The sequence below is a fragment of the Diaphorobacter caeni genome (assembly GCF_015354245.1).
Lineage (GTDB): Bacteria > Pseudomonadota > Gammaproteobacteria > Burkholderiales > Burkholderiaceae_C > Diaphorobacter_A > Diaphorobacter_A caeni.
Genome location: NZ_JADKYZ010000011.1, coordinates 91,260 through 114,195 on the forward strand (window position 1 = coordinate 91,260; position 22,936 = coordinate 114,195).

General features: G+C 60.7%; 18 protein-coding genes. 6 read left to right on the plus strand and 12 right to left on the minus strand.

The window, feature by feature from the left end; translation table 11 throughout:
* Positions 1-4: 4 nt before the first annotated feature.
* From ISG32_RS23845 to ISG32_RS23900, 12 genes are all read right to left on the minus strand, one after another.
* A complete protein-coding gene (locus ISG32_RS23845; protein WP_194773511.1) occupies positions 5-1,108 on the minus strand; it encodes a glycerol dehydrogenase in 1,104 nt (367 codons plus the stop codon).
* On the minus strand, positions 1,108-1,878 hold the full coding sequence (locus tag ISG32_RS23850; RefSeq protein WP_194773512.1) for an SDR family NAD(P)-dependent oxidoreductase: 771 nt from the start codon (positions 1,876-1,878) through the stop codon (positions 1,108-1,110). Before ISG32_RS23850 ends, ISG32_RS23845 begins: the two co-directional genes overlap by 1 nt.
* 3 nt (positions 1,879-1,881) lie before the next feature.
* Positions 1,882-2,733: a carbohydrate ABC transporter permease gene (locus ISG32_RS23855; protein WP_194773513.1), complete on the minus strand. Its 852-nt coding sequence runs from the start codon at positions 2,731-2,733 to the stop codon at positions 1,882-1,884.
* A complete protein-coding gene (locus ISG32_RS23860; RefSeq protein WP_194773514.1) occupies positions 2,730-3,614 on the minus strand; it encodes a carbohydrate ABC transporter permease in 885 nt (294 codons plus the stop codon). Before ISG32_RS23860 ends, ISG32_RS23855 begins: the two co-directional genes overlap by 4 nt.
* A gap of 7 nt (positions 3,615-3,621) precedes the next feature.
* The gene (locus ISG32_RS23865; protein WP_194773515.1) at positions 3,622-4,947 is read right to left on the minus strand and encodes an ABC transporter substrate-binding protein; all 1,326 of its coding nucleotides are present in this window, start codon (positions 4,945-4,947) and stop codon (positions 3,622-3,624) included.
* 97 nt (positions 4,948-5,044) lie between these two features.
* Positions 5,045-6,121, minus strand: coding sequence for an ABC transporter ATP-binding protein (locus tag ISG32_RS23870; RefSeq protein ID WP_194773516.1), 1,077 nt, complete (start codon positions 6,119-6,121; stop codon positions 5,045-5,047).
* The gene (gene xylB, locus ISG32_RS23875) at positions 6,121-7,659 is read right to left on the minus strand and encodes a xylulokinase (protein ID WP_194773517.1); all 1,539 of its coding nucleotides are present in this window, start codon (positions 7,657-7,659) and stop codon (positions 6,121-6,123) included. The genes ISG32_RS23870 and xylB overlap by 1 nt, the downstream gene beginning before the upstream one ends.
* Positions 7,656-7,961, minus strand: a complete 306-nt coding sequence (locus ISG32_RS23880) for a hypothetical protein (RefSeq protein ID WP_194773518.1) — start codon at positions 7,959-7,961, stop codon at positions 7,656-7,658. The genes xylB and ISG32_RS23880 overlap by 4 nt, the downstream gene beginning before the upstream one ends.
* Positions 7,958-9,460 (minus strand): FAD-binding oxidoreductase, encoded by a 1,503-nt coding sequence (locus ISG32_RS23885; protein ID WP_228530069.1) that lies wholly within the window; start codon positions 9,458-9,460, stop codon positions 7,958-7,960. Before ISG32_RS23885 ends, ISG32_RS23880 begins: the two co-directional genes overlap by 4 nt.
* 249 nt (positions 9,461-9,709) lie before the next feature.
* Positions 9,710-11,902, minus strand: a complete 2,193-nt coding sequence (locus tag ISG32_RS23890) for a tyrosine-type recombinase/integrase (protein ID WP_194773519.1) — start codon at positions 11,900-11,902, stop codon at positions 9,710-9,712.
* Between the two features lie 1,215 nt (positions 11,903-13,117).
* On the minus strand, positions 13,118-14,149 hold the full coding sequence (locus ISG32_RS23895; protein ID WP_194773520.1) for a ParB/RepB/Spo0J family partition protein: 1,032 nt from the start codon (positions 14,147-14,149) through the stop codon (positions 13,118-13,120).
* The gene (locus ISG32_RS23900; protein WP_194773521.1) at positions 14,149-15,330 is read right to left on the minus strand and encodes a ParA family protein; all 1,182 of its coding nucleotides are present in this window, start codon (positions 15,328-15,330) and stop codon (positions 14,149-14,151) included. Before ISG32_RS23900 ends, ISG32_RS23895 begins: the two co-directional genes overlap by 1 nt.
* Before the next feature lie 891 nt (positions 15,331-16,221).
* Here ISG32_RS23900 and ISG32_RS23905 point away from each other — a divergent pair.
* The 6 genes from ISG32_RS23905 to ISG32_RS23930 all read left to right on the plus strand — a co-directional run bounded on the left by ISG32_RS23905 (position 16,222) and on the right by ISG32_RS23930 (position 22,919).
* A complete protein-coding gene (locus ISG32_RS23905) occupies positions 16,222-17,499 on the plus strand; it encodes a RepB family plasmid replication initiator protein (RefSeq protein WP_194773522.1) in 1,278 nt (425 codons plus the stop codon).
* 578 nt (positions 17,500-18,077) lie between these two features.
* Positions 18,078-18,830: an SDR family NAD(P)-dependent oxidoreductase gene (locus ISG32_RS23910; RefSeq protein WP_194773523.1), complete on the plus strand. Its 753-nt coding sequence runs from the start codon at positions 18,078-18,080 to the stop codon at positions 18,828-18,830.
* Positions 18,831-18,861: 31 nt separating this feature from the next.
* The gene (locus tag ISG32_RS23915) at positions 18,862-19,344 is read left to right on the plus strand and encodes a MaoC family dehydratase (protein ID WP_194773524.1); all 483 of its coding nucleotides are present in this window, start codon (positions 18,862-18,864) and stop codon (positions 19,342-19,344) included.
* Positions 19,345-19,350: 6 nt separating this feature from the next.
* Positions 19,351-21,474 carry an acetate--CoA ligase family protein gene (locus ISG32_RS23920; RefSeq protein WP_194773525.1) on the plus strand — a complete coding sequence of 708 codons (2,124 nt, stop codon included), beginning with the start codon at positions 19,351-19,353 and terminating at the stop codon, positions 21,472-21,474.
* A 7-nt stretch (positions 21,475-21,481) separates the two neighbouring features.
* The gene (locus ISG32_RS23925; protein ID WP_194773526.1) at positions 21,482-22,249 is read left to right on the plus strand and encodes a citryl-CoA lyase; all 768 of its coding nucleotides are present in this window, start codon (positions 21,482-21,484) and stop codon (positions 22,247-22,249) included.
* Positions 22,250-22,283: 34 nt separating this feature from the next.
* Positions 22,284-22,919, plus strand: a complete 636-nt coding sequence (locus ISG32_RS23930; protein WP_194773527.1) for a flavin reductase family protein — start codon at positions 22,284-22,286, stop codon at positions 22,917-22,919.
* The last annotated feature ends 17 nt before the right edge of the window (positions 22,920-22,936 follow it).

Sequence of the window (22,936 nt, forward strand, 5' to 3'; positions counted from 1 at the left end):
AGGATCAGCCTCGCGCCTTCGACGCAGCTCCCATGGCGTCCGCCCGCTCAATGGCCCAGGCCACCCGCTGCGCATCCGCGCGTGGCCGCAGGTTGCCGATATAGGGCGCGTCGCAAGTCAGCCGCGCCATGTGTGCGATCTGCTCGCGTTCCAGCGCTGTCACGCCGAGATCGGCAAAGCACACCGGCAAACGCAGTGACGTGGCCAGACGGATGTGGTCGCGAACGTAGTCATCGCTCTCTTCCTGCGCCACCAACTGCACCACGGTACCGAAGGCCACCAGTTCGCCATGCAGCATGCGGGAAAGCATTTCGTTCGCAGTGAATCCGCGCGTGAGCGCATGGGCCAATGACAAGCCTCCGCTTTCAAACCCCAGGCCGGAAAACAGCACCGCCGCTTCGACCACCCGCTCCACATGTTCGTCCGGCCGTTGGTGCGCCTCCACCTGCTGCAGCGCCTGCACGCCATGTTCGGCGATCGCTTGGTAGCATTGATCCGCCAGCAGCCGGGCAATTGGCAGCGAGGGCGTGCCGAAGAAGTTGAGACCCCCGGCCAAGTGGCATTGCCCGGCCTCGAATTTCTTGCTGAGCGCATCGCCCATGCCTGCGGCCAGAAAGCGTTTGGGGGCCTGGGCCACGATCTGCGTGTCGACCAGCACCGCGTCCGGGTTGCGCGCGAGCAGTTGGACTCCGGCCACACGATGAAGCTCGTCGTAGAGCACGATCAGGCGACTGGTCGGTGAATCGTTGGAGGCGATGGTGGGCACGACGATCAATGTCGCACCCAGCGCCTTGGAGATGCCCTTGCCGGTATCGATGGTCTTTCCACCGCCCAGCGCCACCACGCAATCCGCGCCGGTCCTGCGCGCCTGCTCGGCGAGATTCTCGATGGCCGGAACGCTGCACTCACCCGGAAATCGCAGGAATGCAAATTTCAGGTGCGCATCCGCCAAAGCGGTCTCGACGGTCTTGCCCACCGCCTCGCGGACAATGTCGTCGCACACGACCACCGTGTTCTCGCAGCCCAGCTCCTTGAGCAAGGCCGACAGATGCGCAATGGCGCCCGGACCCTGCACGTATCTCCCGGGAAATCCGATGGTGCTGACCATTATTCGCCCCAGTAGAAATCGCGGCGTCCGCCGTCGAGACAGATGAGTTCGCCATTGATGAACCCGGCGTGCGCCGAGCACAGAAAAGCCACGAGCGCAGCCACTTCAGCGGGTTGGCACAGTCGACCCATCGGATTTTGCTTTTGCAGCAGCGTGCGCATGCGCTCGTCGAACTGCGCAATCAGTTCGGTGGCGACGTATCCGGGTGCAATGGCATTTGCAGTGATACCGAGCGGACCGACCTCCTTGGCGAGAGTCTGGGTGAATCCCGCAATGCCCGCCTTGGCTGCCGCGTAGTGCGACACGCCAGGGCGGCCGCCGCCCGTGAAGTTCATCGACGAGGTATTGACGATGCGACCGAAGTGGTTCTTCGCCATGTGAGGGATCGCCTCGCGGGACCAGAGAAACGTGCTGCGCATGTGCACGTGGATCATCTGGTCCCACGCGTTCGCTGGCATGTCCTGCACCTGATAGGCGGGTTTGACGCCTATGCCCGCGTTGTTCACCAGAATGTCCAGACGCCCGAAGTGCGCCACGACCGCTTTCAACACGTCAACGACGGCCTCCTCGTTGGCCGCATCGGCCTGGAACGCCGCGGCCTCGAAACCTTCCTTCGCCAGCTCCTCGACCGCGTTGTCGGCTGCGTCCCTGTCCAGATCGACGATGGCAAGCCGTACGCCCTCACCGCACAAGGCCTTGGCCTCGGCGAAGCCAATGCCGCGCGCACCGCCGGTGATCAGGGCAACCTTTCGTTCAATTCCAAAATGCATGGATCAACCTTTCATGGCTCCGGACGCAAGGCCCTGAATGAAGTAGCGGCTCAGGAAAATGAACAGCACCAGCAACGGCAGCGCGATCAGCGTGGCGCCGCTCATCAGCTCACCCCAGCGCGCATCGAACGTGCCGAGAATGGACGCGAGACCCACAGGCAGCGTCTTCTGGCTGTCACTGCTGACCAGCACGAAGGCGAACACGTAGTCGGTCCAGGACAGCAGAAACGAAAAGATCGCCACCGTCACGATGCCGGGCAACGACAGCGGCAGCACCACCCGAAAGAATGCGCCTGCACGCGTGCATCCATCGACCATCGCGGCCTCTTCGAGGTCGAGCGGCATCACCTTGAAGAAGCCCCACAGCAACCAGACTCCCAAGGGAATCGTGAGCGTGCAGTGCGCGACGACCACGGAGATCAGACTGTCCGCCAGTCCCAGAGAGGCGAAGATCGACAGCATCGGAATCGCCAGCAACAGCGGCGGAAACATGTAGGCATACAGCATGCTGCCGACGATCAGCTTTTTTCCCGGGACGCGGTAACGCGTCACCACATAGGCGATGAGCACTGAAATCACCAGCGTGATCACCACCACGGTCAGCGCCACCAGCATGCTGTTCTTGAACTGCATGGGGTAGTCCGTCAGCTCCAGCAAGGTGCGGTAGGACTTCAGGCCCGTGTCGATGGTGGAGGGAATGAGGGTCGGTCGTCCAAACAGATCGCGCTCCGGCCGCAGGCTGGAGACGATCATCCAGTAGATCGGGAAAAACGACCATGCGCACATCAGCGCCACGCCCGCGTACAGGATCACACGCTGCAGCGCACTGCGTCTTTGCGGCAGAGAATCGCTCATGACGGCTCCTTCTGATCCAACGGAAAGTACCGGAAATACACAATGATGAGCACCGTGAGCACCAGAAACGAAAGCGTGGCGACCGTCGCACCGCCCCCCACGTCGAATTCGCTGAACGCGCGTCGGTACGCGAGCACCGGCAAATGCTCGGTGGCGTTGAGCGGTCCGCCCTTGGTGAGAAGCCACACCACATCGAACTTGTTGAACATCCAGATGCTGCGCAGCAGGACGGTCACCGTCAGCATGGGTGCAAGCATGGGAAGCGTCACATGCCAGAAGCGCATCCAGGCGTTCGCCCCATCCACGCGCGCGGCCTCATAAAGTGACGCGGGAATGGTCTGCAGCGCCGCCAGAAAGCACACGGTGACGAACGGAGTCCAGGTCCACACGCTCACCGCGACGAGAATCGTCATCGCGGAAGTGGGGTTCTCGAACCACGCCGGCCGCCCGAGTCCCACATCCTGCGCCCACACCGTGAACAGACCCAGACTGCCGTCGAGCAGCCACTGGAAGATGACGGTGACGACCACGGTCGGCAGCAGGTACGGCAGCACGGTGATGCCACGCACGATGGGACGTCCGGGAAACTGCTCGTTGAGCAACAGCGCAAAGCCGATCCCCAGAATCACCTGCCCCACGATGGCCAGCAGCGCGAACACCGTTCCCACGCGAAACGCATGCCAGAAGCTCGCGTCCGAGAGCACGCGGGAATAGTTCGCCGCGCCCACCCAGGTCTTTGCCGACACGAACGACTCGGCTTTGAAGAAGCTGAGCCATATCGCATCGGCCACGGGCACCATGATGAGCAACAGCGTCAGCAGCACGGCCAGCCCAAAGGCGCCGAGCAGCAGGCGATCGCTTCCGGTACGTACGCGTTTCATGGCACGCTCAGAGCACGGTACGGTATTTCTGCGCCATCAGGTCCACGGCCTCTGCGGCGGGCATGTCCTTGAGCAGACGGTTCTGGATGGCCTCCGCCATGGCGTAGGTTTCGAACATCTTGCCCGGTCGCAGATCCACGCGCGGCCCTTCGGTGTCGATGGAGCGGATCACCACATCCTTGTTGACCAGAATGCCGCGCATGAATTCGACCAGGTCGGCATGCTTCTTGATCAGCGGGTTGGCGCGCCAGCGCGGGTCGTCATACACGTCCATGCGCGGTGGCTGGAAGTGCAGCGGCGCGGTGTGCAGGAAGTTGATGTAGTGGTTGTCGGTGAACCACTCCATGAACTTGTATGCCTCGTCCTTCATCGGCGTGTTCAGCAGCACCCAGCCGTCGTAGCCATGATTGACGGCGCGGCCCTTGCCTTCGCTGTCGGGGTACATGAAGAAGCCGGTCTTTCCCGCCAGTTCGGGCGCGCGGTCTTCAAGCACCTCGATGAGGCGACCCGCGTAGGGCGCATGCGCGATCTGCCCGCCCGAATACTGTCCCAGCACGGTGCCGAACAATGCCTGCGTCATGCCATTGGGCATCGTGGGCTGCATCTTCTTCATGAAGTCCAGATAGCGGATCATCTTGGGCTTCATCTCGGCGTTGTCGACGATGAGCTTGAAGTTGTCGTCCAGCAGTTTGCCACCATCGGCCCACATGAAACCGATCGACATCCACTGCGTGGCCGAGTTCGATCCCAGCGGCAGCGCCGCGCCAAAGCGGCTGTCCTCCGTCAGCGCCTTGCAGTTTTCCACCATCTGCTCGTAGGTGGTGGGGACCTTCAGACCCTTTTTCTCGTACAGGTCCTTGCGGTAGTACATCCAGCAGAAGTTGTAGTCGAACGGGTACCAGTAATGTTCGCCATTCATCGGGAACAGAATGCGCGGACCCCACTTGTGCTTCTCCACGAGCTTGGTCATCGGCGCGAGCTTGCCCGCCTGTGCGAGCAGCAGCACATGTCCCGCGAACGCAAGCGTACCCACGTCGTAGGGCGTGCCCGCCGAAATCGATGCCTGCAGCTTGCTGAAGGCGTCATCGGGCGGAACGGTGTCGATGACGACCTTCACGCCGGTCTTCTTTTCGTATTCGGCAGCCGCCGTCTTCAGCGCCTCGACCGAGGCTCGCCCAGGCTCCGAGTTCAGAAAGCGGATCGTCTTGGTCTGTGCATGCACCGCAGGCGCACCAAGCATGGCGAGCGTCGCGCCCGCCGTGGCACCCGCCACCACACGGCGACGCTTCAGGTCGACGGCGGCATTGGGGGAATTCTGCTGTTTCGAGTCCATGATGGCTTGTCTCCTTGTCGGCTGGCTGTCTATCAAGGTTGCACATCCGGAGATGTGCGGCGGTCGAAAAGCGAAAGCAATCGAAGCGGTCGGCGCTCTAGGTCGGCAAGAGGCTGTTGCCGTTGCTGCGATCGAAGAGATGCATCTTCTGCGTGTTCACGGTGATCCTGCAAGGCATGTCGCCGCGCATGCGATCCTCACGGCCGCTGAGCACGCGCAGGCGAATGCCCTCGCCCACATCGCACAGCAGCAGCGTCTGTGCGCCGAGCTGTTCGATCAGATTCACGCGTGCGCTGATTTCTCCAGAGTCCTGAATGCTCAAGTGTTCCGGGCGCACGCCAAGGACGACCGGACCCTGCACCTTGCTCCACTGCTCACCCGGCAGATTCACCCGCAGTCCCGACGTCTGAAACACGGGAGTGCCGTCGATCCGCGTGACCTCGCCTTCCACAAAATTCATCTCGGGCGCGCCGATGAAGCCAGCCACGAAGCGATTGCGGGGATGGTCATAGACCTCCAGTGGCGTGCCGACCTGTTGCACGTAGCCCTGGTGCATGACGACGATGCGGTCACCGAGCGTCATGGCCTCGACCTGATCGTGCGTCACGTAGATCATGCTGGTCTCGACACGCTTGTGCAGCGCGCCGATTTCCTCGCGCATGTGAACGCGCAGCTTCGCATCCAGATTCGACAGCGGCTCGTCGAGCAAGAACGCATCAGGCCTGCGCACCAGCGCACGTCCCAGCGATACCCGCTGCATCTGCCCGCCGGACAGCTGGCGCGGTTTGCGATCCAGCAAATGCTCGATGCCCAGCACCTCAGCGGCCCATTTGACCTGCTGCACGATCTCGGCCGCCGGTGCCTTTCGCATGCGCAGGCCGAAGGCCAGATTCTCGTACACCGTCTTGTGAGGGTACAGCGCGTAGTTCTGGAACACCATGGCGATGTTCCGGTCCTTGGGCTCCAGTTGCGTGACGTCCTTGTCGCCAATGCGGATGGTTCCGGCGCTCACATCCTCCAGCCCGGCCACCATGCGCAGCGTGGTCGACTTGCCGCAGCCCGACGGCCCGACAAGCACGACGAACTCGCCGTGATGGATGGTGAGAGACAGCTCCTTGACGACCTCCACATCGCCATAGGACTTGCGGACCTGATCCAGAACGATCTGCGCCATCAGGCACCTCCCGTCGGAGCCTCGCGCATGCGCGAGAGCCCATGGTTCACATCCTGAAGACCGCGCTGCGCGGCCTTGTAGAGTTCGAACAGCTCGGTGTAGTAAGCGGACCTGGCTGGGTCGGGCCTGGCGGTATCGAGCACCTGCGTGCAATGGCGCGCGGCGGCCAACGGATCGCTGAAGATGCCCACGCCCACGCCGGCCAGCAGCGCCGCGCCGAATGATGCGTCCGTCGTGCGCGGCAACAATATGTCGATGCCCAGCACATCGGCCACGATCTGACGCCACAAGGCGCTCTTGGAGCCACCGCCGATGATGCGCGCCTGCGCGATCGGCATCGCCTGCGCGGCGAACTGATCCTTCACCTCCCGCAGAGAGAACGCGATGCCTTCATAGACCGCCCGCGCGAAATGCGCGCGCTGATGCCGAAATGTCATGCCGACAAAATCGGCGCGCAGCATCGGATCCCAGTAGGGCGCGCGCTCGCCTTGAAGATAGGGGTGGAACAGCAGGCCGTCCGCACCGGCGGGCGCGGTCGCCGCGACCCGGTCCATCTCGGCGAAGGCCGCGCTGCCACTGCTGGCACCCTGCATGAAGAACGTGTCCCGTACCCACCGATGTGCGGACGCGCAGCTGTTGGTGCCGGTGATCGTGTACCACAGTCCCGGCACCGCCAGCGGGTAGTTGATCAGCGTGGGATGCACGTGCGGAGCGCTTCCCACGATGCTGACGGTGCCCGCCGTGGCGAGCTTGACCGTGCCGTCGCCAGGTGACACCGAACCCGCCCCGAAGGTTTCGATCGAGGTGTCCGAGGTGCCGCAGACCACGGGCGTTCCCGCCACCAGCCCGCATTGCGCCGCCGCTTCCCGCGTGATTTCGCCGACCACGGTGGTCGGTGTCACAAGAGGCGGCAGCGTCTCGATCCTCCAGCCAATCATGTCGCACAACTCCCGGGACCATTCGTCGTTTTTCGCATCAAACAGCATGGTGCCGACGGCTTCGGTGCGATCGGTCTCCCATGTGCCGGTCATGCGCGAACGCAACCAGTCCTTGGCCACATAGACGCGGTGCGTGGCACGCGCGATCTCGGGCTCGTTTTCCACCAGCCACTGAAACTGCGGCAGCGTCCAGGTGGGCGACGGGCGATTGAGCGAGATCTCCAGAATGCGTTCGCCATGCGCGCCCTGCAACTTCTGAACCTGATCGCCGCTGCGCTGGTCGCTCCAGAGAATGGCTGGACGCAGCACGCGCCCGTCCTTGCCCTCCAGCACGGGTGTATGGGCTCCGGCGCTGAACGATACGGCGCGAATGTCGGAAGCCTTGATGCCCGCATCCGCCAACGCGCGCGGCACGGTGTCGCACACCGCACGCCACCAGTCCTGTGGATCCTGCTCGCTCCAGCGCGGCTTGGGCGAATGCGTCACGATGTCCATCGACGCGCTCCCTCCCACATGGCCATCGCTGCGAACCACCATGGTTTTGAGGCTTCCGGCACCGATGTCGATGCCCATCAGCCATGCGTGATCGGCCGTGCTCATGTGCGCCCTTTCAAGGCGGCATCCAGCACGCGCGGCATGTCAAACCCATAGGTGCAATGTCCCACGCTCGCGTTGGCTGCGTCTCGCCGATGCAGGGCCGTGGCGGCGCCGCTGCCCTCTCCCAGGCGTCCGTCGAGAAAGGCCAGCGCAATCAAGGACAGTGCAGACGGCGTCTGAGCCTCCATCTGCACCCTCTGCGACGCAGGATACGAAGGTCTGCAGGTGTTGGGACAAAAGGCACAGGAACGCAAGGTGGCGATGGGATCTGCCGTGCCATCGGCTGGAGAAGCTAGTTTGGTCATGCAACACTCCTTGGCGCGAGACTGACCGCACCCTGCGGTGCGCGCAAGCCGACTTTTCCCGGGTTGACCAAGTTGTCCGGGTCGATACCGTCCTTCAGAATCTGCAGCATGTCCATGCCGGTGTTGAGTTCCGCGCGCAGCCATTCATTGCGGAAGATGCCCACGCCGTGGTGGTGCGCGATCGATCCGCCGAGCTCCAAGCAGATCGACTGCAGCAAATCCCAGGCCTTGTGGTGCAGTTCGAGCGCCTGCTGCTGTGGCTGGGGTGGCAACCGCAGCGTCATGTACTGGCATGCGCCTTCCGGGTAGATATGCGACCAATGCGCGCCGAAATATGCGCCTGGCTGCAGCCCCAGAATCGCCTCGCGCATGCGCTCATACATCTTCGGAAGCGCAGTCCACGAACCCGTGATTTCCACGGTGTCCATGTAATAGTCCGCCGTCTGCCACTTGATGGAATACGACTGATAGCGCGCCAGTTGCCAATGATCGTAGGGCTCGTTGGTGGCCACGCTCGCACCATGGGCCGCACAAATGCCCAACGCCAATGTCTCCTCGGCCTCTGCCAGTACCTTCGGCCCTGCAAACTGCAGAATCGCCAGAATCGGTTTTTGCGCAAACAGCGCCATGCCCTCGGTGCGTTGGCGCGACTCTTCCTCGTCATACAGACGCATCACGCTGGGGCGCCCTTCCGCTTGAGAAATCTCGCGCATCGCATCCATCGCGCTCTGCAGGCTCGGGAACGCCAGCGTCACGCCCTTCTGCACTTCTGGCTTGTGACCGATGCGCAGCGTCAGTTCAGTGATGAAACCGAAAACACCTTCGGAGCCCACCCACAGATCCTTGATGCTCGGTCCCACCGCACGCCGAGCCACGGGCCGCACTTCAAGCATGCGGCCATCGGGCAGCACCGCCTTGAGGCCCACGACGATGTCCTCGATCTTGCCGTAGCGCGACGACACCTGCCCCGCCCCGCGGCACGCAGCCCAGCCACCGACGGTCGACATGAACAACGACTGCGGCAAGTGATTGGCAGTGAATCCGCGCGCCGCCAACTGCTCTTCAAAATGCCCGCCGTTCATGCCCGCCTGAACCGTCACGGTGCAATCCGTCTCGTTGATTTCAAGCAGTTGGTTCATGCGCTTGAGATCGACGATGACTTCGCCGCAAATGGAGATGGCACCACCCAGAACGCCCGAGCCCGCACCGAAGGGAATGAGGCGAATCTTCTCGCGTCTGGCCAGTTTGACGATCTCGACGAGCTGCGCCTCGTCGGCCGGAATGACGATGGCCGATGGCAATGTGCCCGGCAGATCGCCAGCGCGCAATCTGAACAGTCCGTACGGCAAGCGATCACGCGCATACGCATAACGGTCCGCCTCGGACTGCAGAAAGAAGGCTTCCCCCACAATCGCGGCAAGCGCCTTGGCGTGCGCCGCAGACAGCATGGACTCGCGCATCGCGCGTGAATCCCCTGACCCATTGGGACTGGATGGCATCTCGTCTCCTGCTCTGTTTGCAATACCTGAACCACGCCACGCGAACGCACGATGCGCGCGTCGTCAGGACAAATGAACAATCGTTTGTTCACATTCTGTGAAGCGAAGCGAGGCTTGTCAACATCAACGGACTGGGTGAAATCCCCTATGCCCCCAGCGCTTCATCAAAGCTCCGTCAGCCACCGATCCGAATGCTCCATGCAAGGCGCAATATCAAGCTTCAAGTTGGACACCCAGGCATGTCGATGTTCAAACGATGTTCTCGATCCTGCGCATCACACGCACGCGCGAGGCCAGATCCGACTTCACGTAACGCGCTGTCGTATTGACGTCCGCATGCCCAAGCAGTTGCTGCACCAGCCCGATATCGTTGTCACTGGCCGCCAACGAATCATGCGCGTAGGTGTGGCGAAGCCAATGCGTCGACGCAGCCAGGAAATCCGAATTCAAGGCCCCCGCACGCTTCGCGCATTGCCTGAAAAAATCCTTGAGCAATCCATAGAGTCGCCCGCTGCTCAAACGTCCTGACTCGTTCATTTCTCTGCGCGCGTTGTGCGGCATCGCGCCTGGTGATTCGGCGAAATGCTGTGCCAGGCGCTCATCCAGAATGCCGATCAACGGCATGTCCTCGTGGGGGACATCGGCATACACCGACAGGTGCCCTGATTGGATCAATGCGAGCCTGTCCTCGCGATGCATTTCAAGCGCCGAGACTGCCGATGCCGGAAGAGGTATCGCGCGCTCCCGCCCGCCTTTTCCCACCCATCGCAACACCCACTCATCCGATTCCACGCCGTCAATCCTCACACGTTCCAGATGCCTCCAGGTCACGCTCGCACATTCATTGCGGCGCAAGCCCGAGGTCTGCAACAGGCGAATCAGGGCAACGAGTCTGCGCTTGCGCGGACCGTCCTCCATCTCCTCCAATGTTTGGCGGATGATTGCCTTGTCCTGCCCAGTGAATGAACGCATCACGTCCAACTTCACCTGCCGTTTGGGGCCGCCCAATGACACCGCAGCCGGATTGATCCGAAGGTATCCGTTGGCGTGCCATGCTGCGAACAGGCTGCGAACGGCCGCAGTGGTCAACTGCACACTCGCATCATTGAGCGGCCCCTTCAATGGCCTCCAATCTTCAGCAGCCCTCGTCCGCAGCTTGCTCTGCACCCAGTGCGCAGGCGGATTTTTCAGGAATGCAAAGAAGGCCTCCAGTTCAGACGTCGTCATGGCGCTGATGGCCATCCCGCGCTCCGTGACAGCCCACAACGCAAGCCGCTCGATCGCCCGTCTGTAGGCCTTCTGCGTCGCAGGCGTTTTAGCGCCCAAAGTTGCAAACCAGGCGTGGATCGCCTGAACGTCATCGGCGGCCGCCAAGGTATTGGGTTCGCCGCTGCGAAAGGGGCCGCGCGCGCCCCTCAGTGCCGATGGCCAGACGAGGTGCTCGAAAGGCACGTCAACACTCTTGCCTGAAATGGCGCGAGCCGCCCTCCCCTGCTTCGCAGACTTCGAAGATTTGACTACTGATGACGAGTCCGAAGCGGATGCGCTCGCCTGAATCCCATGATGATCGAGCCAGGAGTTCAACCGCCTGCCACGCAACCGACCGTAGCGCGGGATCGCGTCCCACCAACGCGCGCCCGCATCCACCATCCATGCACGGAGCTGCCCCAGCGTGACGACCTCCTGCACTTTGAGCACCGCATATTGGTTCGCACTGAAATCAATCCATTGCAACACCTCATCGCCTTGGGAGGGCCGAACCGCCAGACGCCGGTCCATCCATGCCAAGGCCGCGAGCTGCTCGGACAATCGCGACGAAGCGGCTGCATTCGCAGGCACATCCGTTGCAGACGCCTTCGAAGCCTTGCGGGCGGAGTCCTTGACTCGGGATGTCGGCGTCGGCACCACTTCCGGATAGGCCTCCAGGTACAACTCCAACAGCTCGTTCTCTGAATACATGTCTTCAGGGAACTGCTCGGCAAATGCCTCCAAAGATATCTGCCGCTCCGCGGCTTCGTCGGCAGCTGACGTCGAATGAACCGACCCGGCCTCATCCTTCGCTTTCGCTTTGATCTCCGCTTCTCCAGCCGTGACGGAACCGCTTTTCGCACGCCACAGGGTCTCGACCTGGATCGCCAACTCAGGCCACGCGAACGCAGCCGCCTCGATGCGCTTGCGCAGCCGCTGGTGGTACTGCTCGGCCCCGCTGCGCTCCGAGATTTTCCCGAGATGCGACAGATACAGCTTCGCGGCAACTTGCGGCGACACACCCTGAACCACCGAGCGGAGAAAGGCAATGTCATCGGCCGAGATGGGCTGCTGCGTGACCGCAGCCACAGCGCCCAAGGGACGACCACGACGCCGCTTCGGTGCAAGCGCCTCGCCCGACTGCGTGACATCAGCGTTGTCATCGATCAGAGCCGACTTGAAATGCTTGTTCATCTCTTCGAAAGCATTCTTGATTTCAAAAGCACAAAGGTTAATTTAAATTATCGTTCGTGACAATTAATTCAGAAATGAATTCTGAACAGTGCAAAACAATAGGTAGAAGAGTCGAAGCGGCGAGCGGGCGCTGTGTGAGAGAGGCCCCTTCAAGAGGCATCTACAGATTCGCGGCCTCACCAGTAAACGTTTCGCCCAGATTGATACGAAAGCCCGCCTTCGCCAGCAAGACCTGAGTGTGCGCGTCTGTCGGGAAATGGTATCAGAAAGGATCCACTGATTGCTGCGGAGTTGCCACCAAGCAGTTCAATGAGGACTAAGCCTATCGATGCTCTCAAACGACGATGTCACCGCTCAGTCCGGCAGGTGCGCACTCTTCCTGCACCACTTGGCCTTGATTCGCACGCTTGTTTTACATCCTTCAGCCGCACACAGCCTCCAGAGGGCGCTCACCAACCTGACTGGATGTGCAGCCCTGAAGCGGACACTCAGATGCATCGACCGCCTTGCCGAACATGGACACCGCCTCTTGCATCCGTATCAAGTCCTAGTCTCTCCGTCGTGTGAGAGACTCAAGAGTGCACGGCAGTCCATGTGCTCCGCTCCTGACCATTGATATGCGTGTGAACGAAACATCACCGACATCCGTTTACCGCCGGAAATGCAAGCACTGACCGCCTCGAACGCCCTCCCCTGCCCTATCCAGCCGGAGAACTCAGTACCTTTCTGCGCTGAAGTACGTACCGGGCTACCAGCCGGACAAATAAGGGAGGTTGTGCAAGTCTCCTTCGGTCTCCACTCTGTGCTCACATCCGAGTGATCTCAAACCGTCTTTTGCAATCCCGACGCAAGGATACGCTTCCTAGCCAACGGCCCGACTCGCTTTGCGCGAACCTGCTTCTTTCGGTGCGCTACTCGCCATCTCAGCTCAAGCGAGTGCCGCATAGGCTACGGATAAACGAGCGCTCTCTCACGTTCAACTGAACACAGGCACATCGATCACGATTGGATATTCATAGGGAGAGCAGCCGTAGAGGAGATTGACCTGTCGCCCTATTCATCCGGCCTGCGATCTCACGCGCGATGGGACATACAGTGCTCGTTCGGGCTGATGCACCGCGCATCACGCCCTATTCCTGCGTGGGCTGATGCACCGCGCATCACGCCCTATTCCTGCGTGGGCTGATGCACCGCGCATCACGCCCTATTCCTGCGTTACTTGGCGATATCTTCCAGGAATTTGAGAAGTTTCTGAACGCGTGCTTCAGAGAGAACTCCCTTCGAAAAGGACAGCGATCCGCCGCCATTCTTGTCGATCTGGAGACTCGCAATCTTCTGCCCGCCGACGAAAACTTCCTTCTTGTGGCTGTCCTGCTTTGGTGCTTGAGGCGATGCCAAAAACGAGAAGACCGCTGCAGCGTTGGGCCTTGGATTCTTCAGCTTCAGTTCTTCTGCACGCTGGAGGAGACCGCTCTTGTCTGTCGTCCAAGCGTTCAGCAACGGGGCGGTCCATCGGTACTGAAGGTCCAGAGGAGAAGCGAATGCATCCACCACCTGCTGAGGAAGCTCAGCAATGGTGATTGCACGGCTGACTGTCGATTGGTCTAGGCCAATGGCATCTGCCAACTTCCGGTGGGATGGAAACAGTCCTCGCTTCAAAATGGATTGGTACCAGACACCCTTCTCCCACGGAGACAGATCGTCACGGTTGCGGTTCTCACGCTCCATTTCGACGAACAAGCCCACATCGTCCAGATTGTCGACCAGCGCAAGAACCTCCAGGCCCAACTGGCGGCAAGCCTCGTGACGACGGTGTCCGTAGACAATCTCATACTTCCCGTCCGCCACCGGGCGCACCTTGATGGGCACCACATTTCCACCGGAGTTTTCGATCTCGAGCTTCAGTTGCTGAAACTGAACCGTCTCGAAATGCTTGGGATCGCGGTTTGCCCAACGGCTGCGAACGATCAGCGCCGTATCGATCAAGCGGGTGACCTTGGCGTTTTCCCACACCTTGGCTTCCTCTTGGAGCTCTTTCACCCGAGAGGCAGCTGCGGACAAATCCTGAACCTGCTCCTTCAGCGTTTCATTCTCCCGAAGCAGATCGGACTTCTGATTCACGGCGTGGGCCATCAGAAATCCAGGCGCCGTCTTGGGCCGGGTCTCGACCTTGTCGGTCGTTTCGGGTGCAGCCACTCCCGGCAACATCCCAAAGTTGATCTTGGAAGCTTTGTCTCGGATGCTCATCATTCATCTCCACTGTCTGTCTGCGAAGCCCAGACGGCTTCCACCTGCTGCTCGACCAACTCCACCATGCGGTCGTAGGCGTCACGCGCACGGCTGAAGGTCTTGGCGTTCATCGAGCCCTTGGGAACGTCGTAGACAGTGCCGAACTCGGCGCTGGCGGAAGACGTCACCGCCGTCTTCGGGATCTCGATGGGAAGGACCTTGTCACCATAGGCTTCAATGACCCATTGGCGAACCACTGAACTGGCCGCATCGGAAGACTCCACGCGTGAAAGCAGGACGTCAATGAACTCAAAGGTCTTGTCCTGACCCCGCGCCCGGATCAGCTGATTGCAGAGATCGGAGAACAGATCCCAGAATTGCGCACTGGACGCAAAGTCAAGCGCAGAAGGCGGAACCGGCATGATGACGCCGTCAGCGGCCATCAATGCATTGATCGTCACGTAGGACAGGGCAGGGGGGGTGTCGATCACGATCACGTCATACTCGGCGCGGGCTTGGTCAAGGCCACGGTCAAGAACCCGCCAGAACTCGAAGCCTGGGTCAGATGACTGGCGTGCCGGCAGCGCAAACTCCGCGCCGAACAGAAGAGGAGCAGCGCAAATCAGATCAACGGATGGCCAATAGGTCTTGCGGATGGCGTAGCTGAGATCGTCGTAGTCGCCCGCAAAGAGGGGCATGGCCGTGTTTTCGACTTCGACTTCCGCGTCAGGAAGCACGCCGAACAAGGTGGTGGCTGACCCTTGTGGATCCAGATCCAGCAGAAGAACCTTGTGACCGCGCAAGGACAAGCCTTGTGACAACGCAACAGCCGTCGTCGTCTTGGCGACGCCCCCTTTGAAGTTCGCAACGGTAATCGTGGTTCCAACCGCGTTTTCGGGTCGCAGATGTTCTGTACGGAATGCGCGAACCCATTGTTGGGCTTCACCCATCGTCCATACCCGTTTGTTGCCGACCATGTTTCCTGGAGGAAGGTCACCCCGTTTGGCGCGATAGACAATTTTGGTCTTGTCGACTTGACAAAGCTGTGCCAACTGGGAAACGCTCATGCTGGGCGGCGATTTTTCTGCCGTCGGTGGGAGCATTGCAGAACGGATGGCGGACATCATGCTTGCGACACGCGAAGCCTGAATCTCGATGTCTTCCAGATTCTGCCGTCTGATGGATTGCGTGAGCTTCATGATTACCTTCCTCAAATTGAAATAGATTCAATTATGCAGTGCTTCCGCGAAAATTCGGAGAATTCGCGATTCTGAAAGGAAGATGGGTCGCAACACTGGTTAAAAAGAGCTCTTTGTTGGAAACAAGATGCTTCAAAAGCTCACGAGATTTCAATTTATTCTAAATATTCAAGAGATTAGCCGTCTGTGGATATGTCGATTTTTCTAATAAAATCAATCAATTAGGATAAGTTGCGCTGTCTATTCGTACAGTCTTGAACCGGAGATGTCCAAGTTAGACCCGGAAATGTCCATGTTGCCCCCGGATTCGTCTGCATTTGAACCGGATGAGCCTGCCGGGACATGGCTGCCTGTGGATAAATGTCAAAACCGATGATGGACGGTGGTCAAACACAAGCGTCCACATTTGAACTGCCTGAATTTTGAGCAAATATTGTCATGACATGCAGAGTGTCCGGGGTTGAACCAGTTCGAAAAGACGGGATTGGGAGCACATGTCCAGATTCAAACCGTCGAATGCACGGTGAAACGGTGAGTGCGTGCTTGGAACGTCCGACTTTGAACCGTACCTTGTCGAGTGCATTATTGACCTGATCCAGAAACCGTCCAGCATTGAACCGTCCGTTTCAGGGTCCAATGTTTCGGGTTCTCGGATGAGCGTCCAAATCTGAACCGGCTGGAATGCCAAGTCATTGCGTCACGGGCTACGTCGGCGTGCAAATCGCTGGCAAAAACATCTCGCAGATCCTCTGGTTTTAGTGTCCAATGAGGTTTGGACAGTTGGAACCACGTCAATTTCACCTTATGGATACGATCGATTCATCTTTGCAACTTCTTCCTACGGGAGGAGGGGAGGGCGCGGAGCTGCGCAAACCGCACGAGATGATCGTCATGATTCCTCGCACCAAACGCGTCACGCTCACGGGACGAAAGATCTACAACGCGCTCCTGTACTTTTCGCAGGACCGACTGGTCGCCATGGACGGGATGCCCACGGCGGACTTCATGTTTTCAGCGCCCCTGCAGGCCATTCTGAAAGTCTCCGGCTCCAGCAGTGAGACGCGCACGGTGGCCAAACGCTATCTGCGGGAAATGCGCGGTCTGACGGTGGACTGGGAAACGACCGCTCCGGGTGACGGCGTCAAATGGAAAGATTTTTCCATGCTGGCCGAAGCGGCCATTGAAGTGCGCAATGGCGAGAACTGGGTGCTGTGGACGTTTCCCCCCACCTTGATGACGGCGCTGAAGGATCCCATGCGCTGGGCAAGGATTGATCTGGGCGTTCTCACCAAGCTGAGCACATATGCCTCCGTGGCCCTGTACGAAATCTGCGCGCGCTATCGTGACAACCCCGGTGGCCTGACCAGCAGAAAGCCTGTGGCCTGGTGGGCGGACGCGCTGAGCCCCGCTCCCGCAGGGTCGGAGCGGCGTGAGTGGCGCAAATTCAAGAACGAAAAGATCAAGGCGGCGGTCGAGGAGATCAATGCGGAGACCGAACTGCAGATCGAGATGATCGAGCACAAGCAGGGACGCAGCGTGTTCGAGGTGCAGTTCGCCGTGCGCAAGAAGCGCGTGGCCACCAAGCCCGTGGAGATTCCAGCGCCAGCGGATGCCGACCTCGTTCTGGCCGCAGAGTCGCTCGGCGTGAGTGAGCTCAAGGTGGAGGGATTGATCAAGGAGTTCGGCGAGAAGGCCGTCAATGAAAAGTTGAGCCTCCTGAAAAAGCGCATGGAAAACGAGGGGCTCAAGAAGGTGGAGAACCGCTATGCCTATCTGCGCTCCCTTTTGCGCAGTCCGCAGGCAGACGACGAAGCAGCGGTACTTCCTTCAACACCTCCCGCCGTGGCTCAGAAGATCGTCGAAATCAATCCCGAACCTGCGATGTCACCGCAGCAGGTACAGGGCAGGGCGACAGCGGACTGGCTGCAGGAGCGCCGAAAGTTCGTAGCCAATGAAATTCACAAACTGGACGGCCTCCACAGGGAGCAGCTTTTCCAGACGGTCATCCAGGAGCTCACGGAGATGGGTCTCATGACGCCCGTGCTCAAACGTCGCGCGGCTCAGGGCGACATGATGCATGGTGCGCTGGGTGTCTACAGCGTCAACCACTACGCCAAGGTTCTCTTCGGGCCGGATTGGAACAAGCCCGAGGCGGACCTGTTCAACTGACATGGCAGTTGGAACCTGAGTCTCCGGAGCGTGGATACGTTCGTCCTTGTTCAGGGACCAGCGACGAGAGACTGAATCGCGGTCGCATTGCATTGCGCAATGTCCCTTGATCTCATCTCGACGTGCCTGTGCTGAACAGGCGCGTCGCGTAGTCGAGTGTTCGTCATTTGTCCACCTCACCCTCGGACCATCATCCAGCCATGGCCAGGAGTCTTGATGCTCCGCATCCCTCCACGGCGCTGGGCCTTCATGTGGTGAGCGCGCTCCGGATCGAGTCTGCATTCAGCGCGCCTTTTCCTCGACTGAACGCTTCCAGATGTCCATCAATCGCCCCGGCCAATCTGCCGCTCCAAGCCACAGGTGGGATCTGAGAGCAGGTGAGTCTTTCAAACTGACAGCCTTCGATCCATCTGAGTGAGAGCCTCGTTTTGGGGCACAGCGTGGAAATTCCAATTTGGATCTGCACGGCTGCTTGAAATCAAGAACCTAGGGTTAACTCTAGTGTCCGAATCGACATACCGTACTAAATTCGCTTTATCGAAATCAATTCGGTGTATCGAATTAAGCGAGGTGACGTCATGGACTTGGGTTTGTTGGAACGCGTAGTGGTCATTTCCGGCGCTGGGCGCGGGATTGGTCGGGTTACGGCTCTCACGTTTGCGCAGGAAGGCGCGCGCGTGGTTGTCTGCGATGTGGATCTCGAAGCAGCGCAGCAAGTGGTGGGCGAGATCGAGGCGGCAGGAGGGGTGGGTCTGGCGTCACGGTGCGATGTGCGCGACGAGGCGCAGGTCCAGTCGGTGGTGAACGAGGCGATCGCGCGGTTCGGGCGGGTCGACGTGATGGTGAACAACGCGGGCATCTCCAAGGACGTGTCTCTGCTCAAGATGACCGAGGAGCAGTGGGACTGGGTGATGGATGTGAACGTGAAGGGCACATTTCACTTCTGCCGCGCGGTGCTGCCGTCGATGCGCGAGAACAAGTGGGGACGCATCATCAATCTGTCGTCCCGTTCGATGTTCGGCAATCCCGGACAGACGAACTACACCGCCTCCAAGATGGCGATCATCGGCTTCACGCGCTCGTTGTCGCTGGAGCAGGCGCGCCACGGCATCACGGTGAATTCCGTCGCGCCCGGGTTCGTCGAGACCGAGGGCATGAAGGGTCTGGAGATCTATCCGCGTCTGCGTGAAATGGCGCTGGCGAAGAACCCGGTGGGCTTCCTGGGCGAGCCCAAGGACATCGCCGGAATGATCACCTTCCTCGCATCCGAGCAGGCGCGCTACGTCACCGGCACCAACGTGCTCGTGACCGGCGGTCGTTTTTCTTCTTGATTTCCGAAGAACGCATTCAGGAGAGAACCGCATGACCACGGCCATCGAAGACATTGAAAGCAAGGTCCTGTACTGGGACGACCTGCCGGTAGGGGCGAGTTATGTCACTCCATCACGCACCATCACCGAAGCCGACGTGGGCGCATTCGCCGGGCTGACCGCGGACTTCAACAGCCTGCACGTCGATGACGTCTACGCCAGGAGCACCATGTTCGGCCAGCGCGTGGCGCACGGCCTGCTGGTGGCCTGCGTGAGCGTGGGTCTGGTGACGCGCAGCCGCGTGCACCAGTTCATGGAAAAGGCGCAGATCGCGGTGCTGGAAAACAAGCTGCAGTTTCCGAGTCCGACCTTCATCGGCGACACCGTCACCGTGCGGGTTGAAGTGCTCGAGCAGCGCGAAACCAAGAAGAAAGAGCGCGGCATTCTGATCATTCGTCGCTTGACCACCAAGCAGACGGGCGAAGTGGTGGTCGATTCCACGGTCGCCATGCTGATGCACAGAAAGCCCGAGTAAGACACCATGAACACCTATACGTTTTCCGATCTCACCAAGCTGGCCCTGCCCGATTCCATCGCTCTGATCGGAGCCTCGGAGAAGCCCGAAAGCATCGGCGGCCGCACGCTGGACAACATCGTCCAGCACTCGCAGTACAAGGGGCGTCTGCATCTGGTGAATCCCACTCGCCTGACGATTCACGACAGGCCGTGCTTTCCATCGGTCTCCGCGATCGATGATCCCATCGATGTGGCGCTGGTCACCGTGCGGGCCGATCATGTGCTGCCGTCGCTGCGCGAATGCGCCGCCAAGGGCGTGAAGTTCGCCATCATCCAGAGCTCCGGCTTTGGTGAGGTGGACGAAGAGGGCAAGCGCATGGAGCAGGAAATGCTGTCGATTGCGCGTGCCAGCGGCATGCGCATCTACGGCCCCAACTGCCCGGGCCTGAACAACATCAACGCGCGTCTGGGAATGACTTTCTCGCCCGCGTTCAAGCTCGATCAGATGCCGGGACCGATCGGTCTCGCGACGCAGGGCGGCGGCATGGGCCGCACGGTGCTGCAGGCCATGGCGCGCGGCATGGGCACGGGCCTGTGGTTCTCGGCGGGCAACGAAGTGGATCTGGAGGTGAGCGACTTCATCCACTACATGGCGACGGCCAGCGACATCAAGGTGATCGCCGCCAACATCGAAGGCGTGCGCAACGGCCCCAAATTTCTGGAAGCCTGCCAGCATGCAGCGCGCCAGGGCAAGCCGGTGGTGGCGCTGAAAATCGGCAAGTCGGAATACGGAGCGAAGGCGGCGGCCTCGCATACGGCGGCGATTTCGGGCTCTGCAGAAGTCAACAGCGCCGTTTTCAAGGAACTTGGCGTCGTCGAGGTCAACGACATCGATGAACTGATCGACACCGCTGCTCTGCTGGCCCACGGCAAGCCGACCGGCAAGGAAAAGATCGCGGTCTTCAGTTACTCGGGCGGTACGGCGGCGTTCGCGGCGGACCAGATCGGTGCGGGCGACCTCGAGCTCTCGACCTTCGACGAAAGCACGCTGGCCAAGCTGCGTGACTGCCTGCCGTCATTCGCGGCGATGAACAACCCCGTCGATACCACTGGCGCGGTGCTCGCGGATCCCGAGATCGGCTACCGATCCCTGAAGGCGATCGCGGACGATGCCGACGTCGGCATGGTGTTCTATCCGATCCCGTTCGACTACGGCCGCGACACCGAGATCGCAGCGCAGAACGCAGTGCGCGTGAACAAGGAAATCACCAAGCCTCTGGTGATGGCGTGGATGAGCGACAAGCGCGGCCTTGGCCATCAGGTGCTGGTGGATGGGGGAATCGTTCCCGCTGCGTCCATGACCAATGCCGTTCATGCCATGAAGCGCTTCATTGAATACGGGCAATGGCAGTCGTCGGTGGATGCCGCGTGGGTGCCATCATTGCTGAACGCCAAGCCAGCGCATGAGGGCGCGATCCGCACGGCAACGGAAGCCGAGGGCAAGGCCCTGCTGCGTGAGTTCGGTGTGCGGGTGCCTTCGGGCGTCGTGGTGCAGGACCGCGATGCGGCGGCGCAGGTGTTCCGCACGCTCGAGAAGGCGGCCGTCGTGATGAAGATCGTCAGCTCGCACATCACCCACAAGTCTGACATCGGCGGCGTGAAACTGCACATCGCTTCGCCAGAACAGGCGCAGACCGCGTTCGATGACATCGCGGCAGCGTTCGCGCAGCACGCGCCCGGCATCCCATTCGAGGGCGTGCTGGTCGAGGAGATGCAGACCGAAGCCTTCGTCGAGGTGGTGGTGGGCATCCACCGCGACCCGGTGTTCGGCCATGTGTGCACCTTCGGTCTGGGCGGCGTGAGCATGGAACTCTACAAGGACGTCAGTCGCCGTCTGCTGCCGCTGACTGCCCAACGTGCCCGCGAGATGATCGATGAAACCCATTGCGCGCAACTGCTCAAGGGCTATCGCGGCAAGCCCGCCATGGATGTCGACGCACTGGTTCAGACGCTGGTTGCCCTCAGCGATCTCGTCACAGAGCGCTCCGATGAACTGGACGAACTCGAAATCAACCCGCTGGCCGTATTGCGCTCAGGGCGCGGCGTGGTCGCACTGGATGCCGTGCTGACGCTGCGCGACAAGGAATGAACCGATCATGCTGATTACTGAAATTGGATACACCACGCCGACCTCGGTTGTGATCCGTGGCCAGGACTTTTCCACGCAAATCCTCGGCAAGATGGATTTTCTGGACATCATCATGCTGACCTCCGTGGGTCGCACGCCGACTCCGCAGGAAAAGGTCATGCTCAATCTGATCATGGTGACGGCGGCCGGTCACGGCATTACGCCCAGCGTGATCGCCGCGCGTATGACACTGCTGGGTGCGCCCGAGGCGCTGCAGGGCGCGGTGGCCGCTGGCATTCTGGGCGGCGGCAGCGTGTACCTGGGTCCCATCCAGAACATTGCCCAGACGCTGCTCGACATCAGCGCCCAGCTGACGCGGGACGCATCGGACGACGAAGTCCGTGCAGCCGCACAGGCCCATATCAGCGCCATGGCAGCGCAGAAGAAACCCGTGTGGGGCGTTGGCAGCGCCACGCACCAGGCAGGTGATCCGCGCGTGCCGACCATGCGCGAACTCGCGCGTGACAACGGCTTCTACGGCCTGCACTGGCGCGTGCTGGACGCCATCGGCGAACTGCTCAGCGAACAGAAGGGTCGCCCTTTCTGCGCGAACGGTGCTGGCGCGCTCGCGGCCATCGTTGCCGACATGGGCATCAGCCCGGCGCTGGGGCGCGGACTCATGCTCACCGGGCGCTGCGCAAGCCTGATCGCACAGCTGCTCGAAGAGCAGCAGACGCCGATCGCGCAGGAAATGTGGGATCTGGTGCTCAAGCAGGATCCCCGCTGCGGCAAATGAGCGACGGCACCGCTGACTGAATCAAGGCACACTCATGTTCTTCGACATTGCCGAGCTGGATCTCGGACGCTCCTACAAGCTGCTGTCTTCGTGCATCACGCCACGTCCCATCGCATGGGTCGTGACCCAAAGCGCCGATGGCCGATGCAATGCGGCACCGTTTTCGCTGTTCAACTTCTTCGGCGGCTATCCGCCGGTCGTCTGTCTGGGCATCGGAGAGCGCGATGGTGAATCCAAGGACACGCTCAGGAACATTGAGGCGCGAGGCGACTTCGTGATCAATCTGGTTTCGGCCGATCTTGCGGAGGCGATGAACATCACCGCGACCGCGTTCGAGCCGCAGGTGGACGAGCTGGAGATGGCGAATCTGCAGACCAGCGCATGCCGTCATGTGGCGGTGCCCCGCATCACGGACAGTCCCATCGCGCTCGAATGCCGCATGCGGCAGGTGATCGATCTGGACACCTCCGGCGTGATGCTGCTTGCGAACGTGCTGGGCGTGCACGTCAACGACGACGTGGTGGTGAATCGCGAGCGCTGCTACATCGATGCGGGGCGGCTGCAGCTCATCGGACGCATGGAGAGTCCCGGCTGGTACACGCGCACGCAGGACCGCTTCAAGCTCAAGATCGCCGCGCCGCAGGACTTCGTGGCGGCGGGGCGCGCCTGATGCCGCAATCCTCCGAA

Excerpts from the sequence above, each read along its gene's own strand:
- ISG32_RS23845 (WP_194773511.1), bottom strand. The coding sequence starts at position 1,108 with ATGGTCAGCACCATCGGATTTCCCGGGAGATACGTGCAGGGTCCGGGC.
- ISG32_RS23850 (WP_194773512.1), bottom strand. The coding sequence starts at position 1,878 with ATGCATTTTGGAATTGAACGAAAGGTTGCCCTGATCACCGGCGGTGCG.
- ISG32_RS23855 (WP_194773513.1), bottom strand. The coding sequence starts at position 2,733 with ATGAGCGATTCTCTGCCGCAAAGACGCAGTGCGCTGCAGCGTGTGATC.
- ISG32_RS23860 (WP_194773514.1), bottom strand. The coding sequence starts at position 3,614 with ATGAAACGCGTACGTACCGGAAGCGATCGCCTGCTGCTCGGCGCCTTT.
- ISG32_RS23865 (WP_194773515.1), bottom strand. The coding sequence starts at position 4,947 with ATGGACTCGAAACAGCAGAATTCCCCCAATGCCGCCGTCGACCTGAAG.
- ISG32_RS23870 (WP_194773516.1), bottom strand. The coding sequence starts at position 6,121 with ATGGCGCAGATCGTTCTGGATCAGGTCCGCAAGTCCTATGGCGATGTG.
- xylB (WP_194773517.1), bottom strand. The coding sequence starts at position 7,659 with ATGAGCACGGCCGATCACGCATGGCTGATGGGCATCGACATCGGTGCC.
- ISG32_RS23880 (WP_194773518.1), bottom strand. The coding sequence starts at position 7,961 with ATGACCAAACTAGCTTCTCCAGCCGATGGCACGGCAGATCCCATCGCC.
- ISG32_RS23885 (WP_228530069.1), bottom strand. The coding sequence starts at position 9,460 with ATGCCATCCAGTCCCAATGGGTCAGGGGATTCACGCGCGATGCGCGAG.
- ISG32_RS23890 (WP_194773519.1), bottom strand. The coding sequence starts at position 11,902 with ATGAACAAGCATTTCAAGTCGGCTCTGATCGATGACAACGCTGATGTC.
- ISG32_RS23895 (WP_194773520.1), bottom strand. The coding sequence starts at position 14,149 with ATGAGCATCCGAGACAAAGCTTCCAAGATCAACTTTGGGATGTTGCCG.
- ISG32_RS23900 (WP_194773521.1), bottom strand. The coding sequence starts at position 15,330 with ATGAAGCTCACGCAATCCATCAGACGGCAGAATCTGGAAGACATCGAG.
- ISG32_RS23905 (WP_194773522.1), top strand. The coding sequence starts at position 16,222 with ATGATTCCTCGCACCAAACGCGTCACGCTCACGGGACGAAAGATCTAC.
- ISG32_RS23910 (WP_194773523.1), top strand. The coding sequence starts at position 18,078 with ATGGACTTGGGTTTGTTGGAACGCGTAGTGGTCATTTCCGGCGCTGGG.
- ISG32_RS23915 (WP_194773524.1), top strand. The coding sequence starts at position 18,862 with ATGACCACGGCCATCGAAGACATTGAAAGCAAGGTCCTGTACTGGGAC.
- ISG32_RS23920 (WP_194773525.1), top strand. The coding sequence starts at position 19,351 with ATGAACACCTATACGTTTTCCGATCTCACCAAGCTGGCCCTGCCCGAT.
- ISG32_RS23925 (WP_194773526.1), top strand. The coding sequence starts at position 21,482 with ATGCTGATTACTGAAATTGGATACACCACGCCGACCTCGGTTGTGATC.
- ISG32_RS23930 (WP_194773527.1), top strand. The coding sequence starts at position 22,284 with ATGTTCTTCGACATTGCCGAGCTGGATCTCGGACGCTCCTACAAGCTG.